8 protein-coding genes are annotated in these 6841 nt (G+C 67.9%); 7 read left to right on the top strand and 1 reads right to left on the bottom strand.

Annotated features, from left to right (window positions below; genetic code table 11):
• Window positions 1–84 precede the first annotated feature (84 nt).
• From tesB to BST13_RS15420, 5 genes are all read left to right on the top strand, one after another.
• Window positions 85–933, top strand: a complete 849-nt coding sequence (tesB, locus tag BST13_RS15440) for an acyl-CoA thioesterase II (protein ID WP_083164894.1) — start codon at window positions 85–87, stop codon at window positions 931–933.
• Entirely contained in the window at window positions 930–1511 is a 582-nt protein-coding gene (pdxT, locus tag BST13_RS15435; RefSeq protein ID WP_083164893.1) for a pyridoxal 5'-phosphate synthase glutaminase subunit PdxT, read from the top strand. The genes tesB and pdxT overlap by 4 nt, the downstream gene beginning before the upstream one ends.
• A gap of 98 nt (window positions 1512–1609) precedes the next feature.
• Window positions 1610–3529 (top strand): ArnT family glycosyltransferase, encoded by a 1920-nt coding sequence (locus BST13_RS15430; RefSeq protein WP_083164892.1) that lies wholly within the window; start codon window positions 1610–1612, stop codon window positions 3527–3529.
• Window positions 3530–3707: 178 nt separating this feature from the next.
• Complete coding sequence (locus BST13_RS15425; RefSeq protein ID WP_083164891.1) at window positions 3708–4463, top strand: YebC/PmpR family DNA-binding transcriptional regulator; 756 nt, start codon at window positions 3708–3710, stop codon at window positions 4461–4463.
• A 6-nt stretch (window positions 4464–4469) separates the two neighbouring features.
• The gene (locus BST13_RS15420) at window positions 4470–4886 is read left to right on the top strand and encodes a hypothetical protein (protein WP_083164890.1); all 417 of its coding nucleotides are present in this window, start codon (window positions 4470–4472) and stop codon (window positions 4884–4886) included.
• Window positions 4887–4890: 4 nt separating this feature from the next.
• Here the strand turns inward: BST13_RS15420 and BST13_RS15415 are convergent, their stop codons facing one another.
• The gene (locus BST13_RS15415; RefSeq protein WP_083164889.1) at window positions 4891–5550 is read right to left on the bottom strand and encodes an NAD(P)H-binding protein; all 660 of its coding nucleotides are present in this window, start codon (window positions 5548–5550) and stop codon (window positions 4891–4893) included.
• A 148-nt stretch (window positions 5551–5698) separates the two neighbouring features.
• On the opposite strand from BST13_RS15415, the gene ruvC reads away from it, so the two are divergent.
• The gene (gene ruvC / locus BST13_RS15410; protein WP_029372290.1) at window positions 5699–6256 is read left to right on the top strand and encodes a crossover junction endodeoxyribonuclease RuvC; all 558 of its coding nucleotides are present in this window, start codon (window positions 5699–5701) and stop codon (window positions 6254–6256) included.
• A complete protein-coding gene (gene ruvA / locus BST13_RS15405; protein WP_083164888.1) occupies window positions 6253–6840 on the top strand; it encodes a Holliday junction branch migration protein RuvA in 588 nt (195 codons plus the stop codon). The genes ruvC and ruvA overlap by 4 nt, the downstream gene beginning before the upstream one ends.
• Window position 6841 lies beyond the last annotated feature (1 nt).

Below are 6841 nucleotides of genomic sequence, written 5' to 3'. Positions count from 1 at the left end.
CTGGGCGAGGCCATGGTCGGCATCAACGTCGACGACATCCCCCAACCACACAGGCTCGCCGAACGCGGCTGGTAAACACGACAGGTGGCAATTGAGGAGATCCTTGACCTCGAGCAACTCGAGGTCAACATCTACCGCGGTGGCGTGTTCAGCCCGGAATCAGGCTTTCTGCAGCGCACATTCGGTGGTCACGTAGCCGGTCAGTCGCTGGTCTCCGCGGTACGGACCGTCGACCCGCGCTTTCACGTGCACTCACTGCACGGGTACTTCCTGCGGCCGGGTGACGCCCGTTCGCCGTCGGTGTATCTGGTTGAGCGCATCCGCGACGGCGGCTCGTTCTGCACGCGTCGTGTGAGCGCGATCCAGCACGGCGAGACGATCTTCTCGATGTCGGCCTCGTTCCAGACCGACCAGACCGGGATCGAACACCAGGACGCGATGCCCGAAGCGCCGCCGCCGGACGACCTGCCCGGTTTCCGGTCCGGGGGAGCGTTCGATGACGCCGGGTTCGCCCAGTTCGCCGAGTGGGACGTGCGGATCGTGCCGCGCGACCAGGTGAGCACGCTGCCCGGCAAGGCTTCCCAGCAGCAGGTGTGGTTCCGCCACCGGGACCCGCTGCCCGACGATCACGTGTTGCACATCTGCGCGCTGGCCTATATGAGCGATCTGACCTTGCTGGGCTCCGCGCAGGTGCACCACCTCGACGTGCGCAAGCACCTGATGGTGGCCTCCCTGGACCACGCCATGTGGTTCATGCGGCCCTTCCGCGCCGACGAGTGGCTGCTCTACGACCAGTCGTCGCCGTCGGCGTGCGGGGGTCGGTCACTGACGCAGGGCAAGATATTCAACCGGGACGGCGCGATGGTCGCCGCCGTGATGCAAGAGGGGCTGACCCGCTACCAGCGGGATTTCACGCCTTCGGAAGGAAAATGACCAAGCACGTAGGAGTGCTCGCCCTTCAGGGCGACACCAGGGAACATCTGGCTGCCCTGCGCGCCGCAGGGGCCGACGCGAGCACGGTGCGCCGGCTCGCCGAGCTCGACGCCGTCGACGCGCTGGTGATACCCGGCGGGGAATCCACCGCGATGAGCCATCTGCTGCGCGAATTCGACCTGCTGGAACCGCTACGGGCACGCATCGCCGAAGGTTTGCCCTGCTACGGGTCCTGTGCGGGGATGATCCTGCTGGCCACCGAGATCGCCGACGCCGGAGTCGAGGGACGCGCCGCGCTGCCGCTCAAGGGCATCGACATGACCGTGCGCCGCAACGCGTTCGGCCGCCAGGTGGACTCCTTCGAAGGTGACATCGACTTCGAAGGTCTCGACAGCCAGGTGCACGCGGTCTTCATCCGCGCGCCGTGGGTCGAACGCGTCGGACCCGACGTGCAGGTGCTGGCCCGGGCCGCCGACCACATCGTGGCGGTGCGCCAGGGGGCGATGCTCGCGACGTCGTTTCATCCGGAGATGACCGGCGACCTTCGCATCCACAAGCTGTTCGTTGACTCGTTGTGACCGTCCTTACAAGCCGCTGACCTGGGCCAGGGGCGGGACACAGGAAGTCCCCGGCGGATACATAGGTTCGGCAAATCGGGGCAGGTCTTAATGGTCGTGTGACAACGACTCTCGAAGACGATCCCGCTGCCGTCGATCCCGGTCCGCAGCCGCGCCGGGTTCGCTGGGGTCGCGCGTCGGCCGAGCGACTGGCGTTACCGCTTCTGCTGGTCGGCACCGCGGTGGCCTACCTGTGGAACATCACTGTCAACGGGATGGGCAACGAGTTCTACGCCGCCGCGGCGCAGGCCGGCTCGAAGAACTGGGAAGCCCTGCTGTTCGGGTCGCTGGACTCCAACAACTTCATCACCGTGGACAAGCCCCCGGTCTCGCAGTGGGTGATGGCGCTGTCAGGCCAGCTGTTCGGCTTCAGCAGCGCAAGCATGCTCGTCCCCGAAGCGCTGATGGCCGTCGCAGCGGTGTGGCTGCTGTACGCGACCGTGCGTCGCATCAGCGGGCCCCGCGCCGCGCTGCTGGCCGGTGCCGCGCTGGCGCTCATGCCGGTGACGGCGTTGATGTTCCGGTTCAACAACCCCGACGCGGTGATGGTGCTGTTGATGACCGCCGCTGCGTATTGCGCGGTGCGCGCCCTCGGGGGATCCGGCGCACGCTGGATGGCGCTCGCAGGCGTCGCGCTCGGGTTCGCCTTCCTGGCCAAGATGCTCGAGGGTCTGATGGTCATGCCCGCCATCGGGCTGGTCTATCTGATCGCCGCACCCGTCGTGATGCGCCGACGGTTGCTGCACCTGCTGGGCTCGCTGGTCGCCTTTGTCGTGTCGTCGGGCTGGTTTGTGCTGCTCACCCTGATCTGGCCGGCGTCCTCGCGGCCGTACCTCGCCGGTTCGACCGACAACAACTTCATGAACCTGGTGTTGGGCTACAACGGGTTCGGTCGCGTACTGGGCCACAACCACTACGGCATGAAGCCAGGCGCCCACCCGACACCCGATCCGGCGAGTGGCCCGGGCGCCGCTGCCGCCCAGCATCACGGCGGTTTCGGCGGCTGGGGCAACCAGGTCCAGGGCCTGCCACGGCTGTTCACCGGCGAGTTCGGTTTCGAGATCGGCTGGCTCGTCCCCGCGGCGCTGCTCGCGGTGGTACTGGTGCTGGTGTCGCGCGGGCGGGCGCCGCGCACCGACATCGTGCGGGCCGGAGCCATCCTGTTCGGCACCTGGCTGGTGGTCGACGGGCTGGTGCTGAGCTTCATGAAGACCAACGTGCACCCGTACTACTGCCTTTCGCTGGCCCCGGCCGTTGCCGCGATGTTCGCCATCGGCATGCACGAGATGTGGCGTCGCCGCGCCGACCGGTTGGGGCAGATCGGTTTGGTGGCAATGCTTCTGGGAACCGGCGTGTGGAGTTTCTGGATCCTCGGCCGCAACGCGTCCTGGCTGCCGCCACTGCGGTGGGCCATCCTCGCGGTGGCTGTGCTGGCCACCGTGGCTCTGCTGTGGGGCTTGCGTGCCGGCAGTCGCGGTATTGCGGTCGCCGCACTGGCCGCGGCACTGATCGGCGCGTTCGCCGGGACGACGGCGTACACCGTGGCGACTCTCGGTCAGCCGCACACCGGCGGCGGCCCGAGTGTCGGACCGGCTGATCCCGATGACAGCCACGGGCACGGGTGGTTCACCGACAACCCTGGTGTCGATTCGATGTTGCGGGGCACCACCACCAAGTGGTCGGCGGCCATCAACCGTTCGTCGGCGGCGGCGAACCTCGAGTTGTCCACCGACACTGCGGTCATGGCGATCGGTGGCTTCACCGGTAGCGATCCGGTGCCGACGCTGGAACAGTTCCAAGCCTATGTCGCCGATCGGCAGATCAGCTACTACATCCTCCCGGAGCCCAAGGACCACGGCGGAGGCTTCTTCGGCAACAATTCGCACACCGACATCACCGACTGGGTGAAGGCGAACTTCACCTCGACCAAGGTGGGCTCGGACACGGTCTACGACCTGAGCGCCCCGCTGAAGAAGTAGCGGTCCAGAGCGGCCGGTCACTGTGCCCGGTGCGCTGGTGCCGATCCGTCGCCAGCGGCATCGGCGCACGGATGCCCAACACGGGCTGCCTACGCACAAAAGCCCGTCGGCTCGGGGCTGCGCGTCGGCCCACGTAGAATGGGCAGCCGGAGTTTCACCAGAAAGAGGGCGTACCTGCATGAGCGGCCATTCCAAGTGGGCCACCACAAAGCACCAGAAGGCCGTCAAAGACGCGCGCCGGGGTAAAGAATTCGCCAAGCTGATCAAGAACATCGAGGTGGCTGCGCGCACCGGCGGCGGTGACCCGGGCGGTAACCCCACGCTGTACGACGCCATCCAGAAGGCCAAGAAGACCTCGGTGCCCAACGACAACATCGAGCGGGCCCGCAAGCGTGGTGCCGGCGAAGAAGCCGGTGGTGCCGACTGGCAGACCATCATGTACGAGGGCTACGGCCCCAACGGTGTCGCGGTGCTCATCGAGTGCCTGAGCGACAACCGCAATCGGGCCGCCGGTGAGGTGCGGGTCGCGATGACCCGCAATGGCGGCAGCATGGCCGATCCCGGCTCGGTGTCCTACCTGTTCTCCCGCAAGGGTGTGGTGACGCTGGAGAAGAACGGCCTGACCGAGGACGATGTGCTGCTGGCGGTGCTCGAAGCCGGCGCCGAGGAGGTCAACGACCTGGGCGACGCGTTCGAGATCGTGTCCGAGCCCTCCGACCTGGTCGCGGTCCGCACGGCGCTGCAGGACGCCGGGATCGACTACGACTCGGCCGAGGCCAGCTTCCAGCCGTCGGTCACCGTTCCGGTCGATCTCGACGGCGCCCGCAAGGTGCTCAAGCTGGTCGATGCGCTTGAGGACAGCGACGACGTGCAAGAGGTGTACACCAACGTCGACATCCCCGACGATGTTGCCGCGGCCCTCGACGAGGAGTAGCCGGTAGTGGGGGCGGTTCGCGATCCCCAGAACGTGAAGTGGACGGTGCGCCGGCGGTGGCTGCCGTGGCGCCCACGCCGAAAGATGCCCGAAGACTGGGGCGTTGGTGACATGTCCCTGTCCGACGGCGACGACGTCATCAGCATCGTGCTGAACATCGTCGTGCTGGTGCTGCTGATTCCCGTGGTGTTGTTGGCAGTGCTGGTCGCTGCCGAGTTCCTGCTGCTTTTGCTTCTGTTGCCGCTGTGGGTGCTGGCCCGGTCGCTGTTCGGCACGCCGTGGATCATCGTGGTGCGCCGTCAGCACAAGATCGTCGCCGAAGAAGCCGTACGTGGCTGGAGCGCCACCAGCGACCGGATCGAGGAGTTGAAGTCGGCCATCGCGGCGGGGGAAGCGGGCCCGGCCGCCGCGTCGGCCGCGTAGACCCCTAGCCGATCGCGGCCACCGCCGCTGCGATCGGAGTCTCGCCGGAGATGACCTCGAACGTCTCGCCGGCCGTCCGCGGTGCGTCGAGCACGGCCAGTAACACCGCGGCGACGTCGGCCCGCGGGACGGTGCCGCGCCCGGTGGCTTCGGCGATCCGTACGACGCCGGTGCCTGCCTCGTCGGTCAGCCCGCCGGGCCGCACGATTGTGGTCTGCAGCCCCGAACGGGCCCGCACATTCGCGTCGGCGTCCGCCTTGGCGCGCATGTAGGCGCGGAACACCTCGTCGTAGCCGTCGTCGAGGGTCCGGTCGTCGGCCGCCAGCGCCGAGATCATCACATACCGCTCGACCCCGGCGGCCTCGGCTGCGTCGGCCAGCAGGATCGCCGCGTCTCGGTCGACGGTCTCCTTGCGGGCCGCGCCGCTGCCCGGCCCGGCACCCGCCGCGAACACCACCGCGTCGGCACCCCGCAGCTGCTCGGTGACCTCGTCGACCGAGGCCTGCTCCAGGTCCAGCACGACAGCCCGGGCGCCTGCGGCCTCGAGGTCGGCAATCTGGGCCGGGTTGCGGATCAGGCCGGTCACCGAATCACCGCGCTCGGCCAGCAGTCTCTCCAGGATCAGGGCGATCTTGCCGTGTCCACCGGCGATCACGACGTGCATGATGTCTCCTCCAGCCTTATCGGGTCGCTACCAGCATGCAACGCGGCGCCGGGCCCGATGAGTCCGCCGGTTCTGAGCGTGTCCCTGCCGCACCAGGTCGGTGGCCCGCGCTAGGCTCTCGAACAGATGTTCTGACGAAAGGGTTCGCGTGCGGGTGATGGGAGTGGATCCCGGGTTGACGCGTTGCGGGCTGTCCGTGATCGAGAACGGGAAGGGCCGGCAGGTCATCGCGCTGGACGTCGACGTGGTCCGCACCCCGGCCGACGCGCCGTTGCAGAAGCGGCTGCTCACCATCAGCGACACCGTCGAGTACTGGATGGACACCCATCGGCCCGATGTGATCGCCATCGAGCGGGTCTTCGCGCAACAGAATGTGTCGACGGTGATGGGCACCGCCCAGGCCGGCGGCGTGATCGCGCTGGCGGCCGCGCGCCGAGACATCGACGTGCACTTTCATACGCCGTCCGAGGTGAAGGCCGCGGTCACCGGAAACGGTCGGGCCGACAAGTCTCAGGTCACCGAGATGGTCACCAGGATCCTTGCGCTGCAAGCCAAACCGACCCCCGCCGACGCGGCTGACGCGCTCGCGCTAGCGATCTGCCACTGCTGGCGGGCGCCGATGCTCGCGCGCATGGCGGCCGCCGAAGCGCTGGCGGCCGAGCAGCGCCGCAAGTATCAGGCGAGGCTCAAGGCGGCCCGGGCATGATCGCATCGGTCCGCGGCGAGGTCATCGACATCGCACTCGATCACGCCGTGATCGAAGCCGCAGGCGTCGGCTACAAGGTGATGGCCACCCCGACGACGTTGGCGAACCTGCGTCGTGGCACCGACGCCCGGCTGATCACCGCGATGATCGTGCGCGAAGACTCCATGACGCTCTACGGGTTCGCCGACGGGGATGCGCGCGATCTGTTCTTGACGCTGCTCGGCGTATCCGGGGTCGGTCCGAAGATCGCGCTCGCGACGCTGGCCGTATACGACCCGCAGGCGCTGCGGCAGGCGCTGGCCGACGGCGATGTGACCGCGTTGACGCGGGTGCCCGGTATCGGCAAGCGCGGTGCCGAGCGCATGGTGCTGGAGCTGCGGGACAAGATCGGGGCGGTCACCGCCGGTGCGACCGGCGGGGCCGGCGGCCACGCTGTCCGCGGTCCAGTGGTGGAAGCCCTTGTCGGCCTTGGTTTTCCGGCCAAACAAGCCGAAGAAGCCACCGACAAGGTGTTGGCCAACGACCCCGAGGCCACCACGTCCACCGCATTGCGGTCGGCGTTGTCGATGCTCGGTAAGAAGTAAT

The organism is Mycobacterium aquaticum, assembly GCF_002086485.1.
In the GTDB taxonomy this organism is placed as follows: Bacteria; Actinomycetota; Actinomycetes; order Mycobacteriales; family Mycobacteriaceae; genus Mycobacterium; species Mycobacterium aquaticum.
Note: the sequence above shows the minus strand (reverse complement) of the source record. Positions and strands in the feature narration are given on the sequence as shown.

What these genes read in the sequence shown, in the direction of transcription:
- pdxT (WP_083164893.1), top strand. Translation starts at nt 930, where the DNA reads ATGACCAAGCACGTAGGAGTGCTCGCCCTTCAGGGCGACACCAGGGAA.
- BST13_RS15425 (WP_083164891.1), top strand. Translation starts at nt 3,708, where the DNA reads ATGAGCGGCCATTCCAAGTGGGCCACCACAAAGCACCAGAAGGCCGTC.
- BST13_RS15415 (WP_083164889.1), bottom strand. Translation starts at nt 5,550, where the DNA reads ATGCACGTCGTGATCGCCGGTGGACACGGCAAGATCGCCCTGATCCTG.
- ruvA (WP_083164888.1), top strand. Translation starts at nt 6,253, where the DNA reads ATGATCGCATCGGTCCGCGGCGAGGTCATCGACATCGCACTCGATCAC.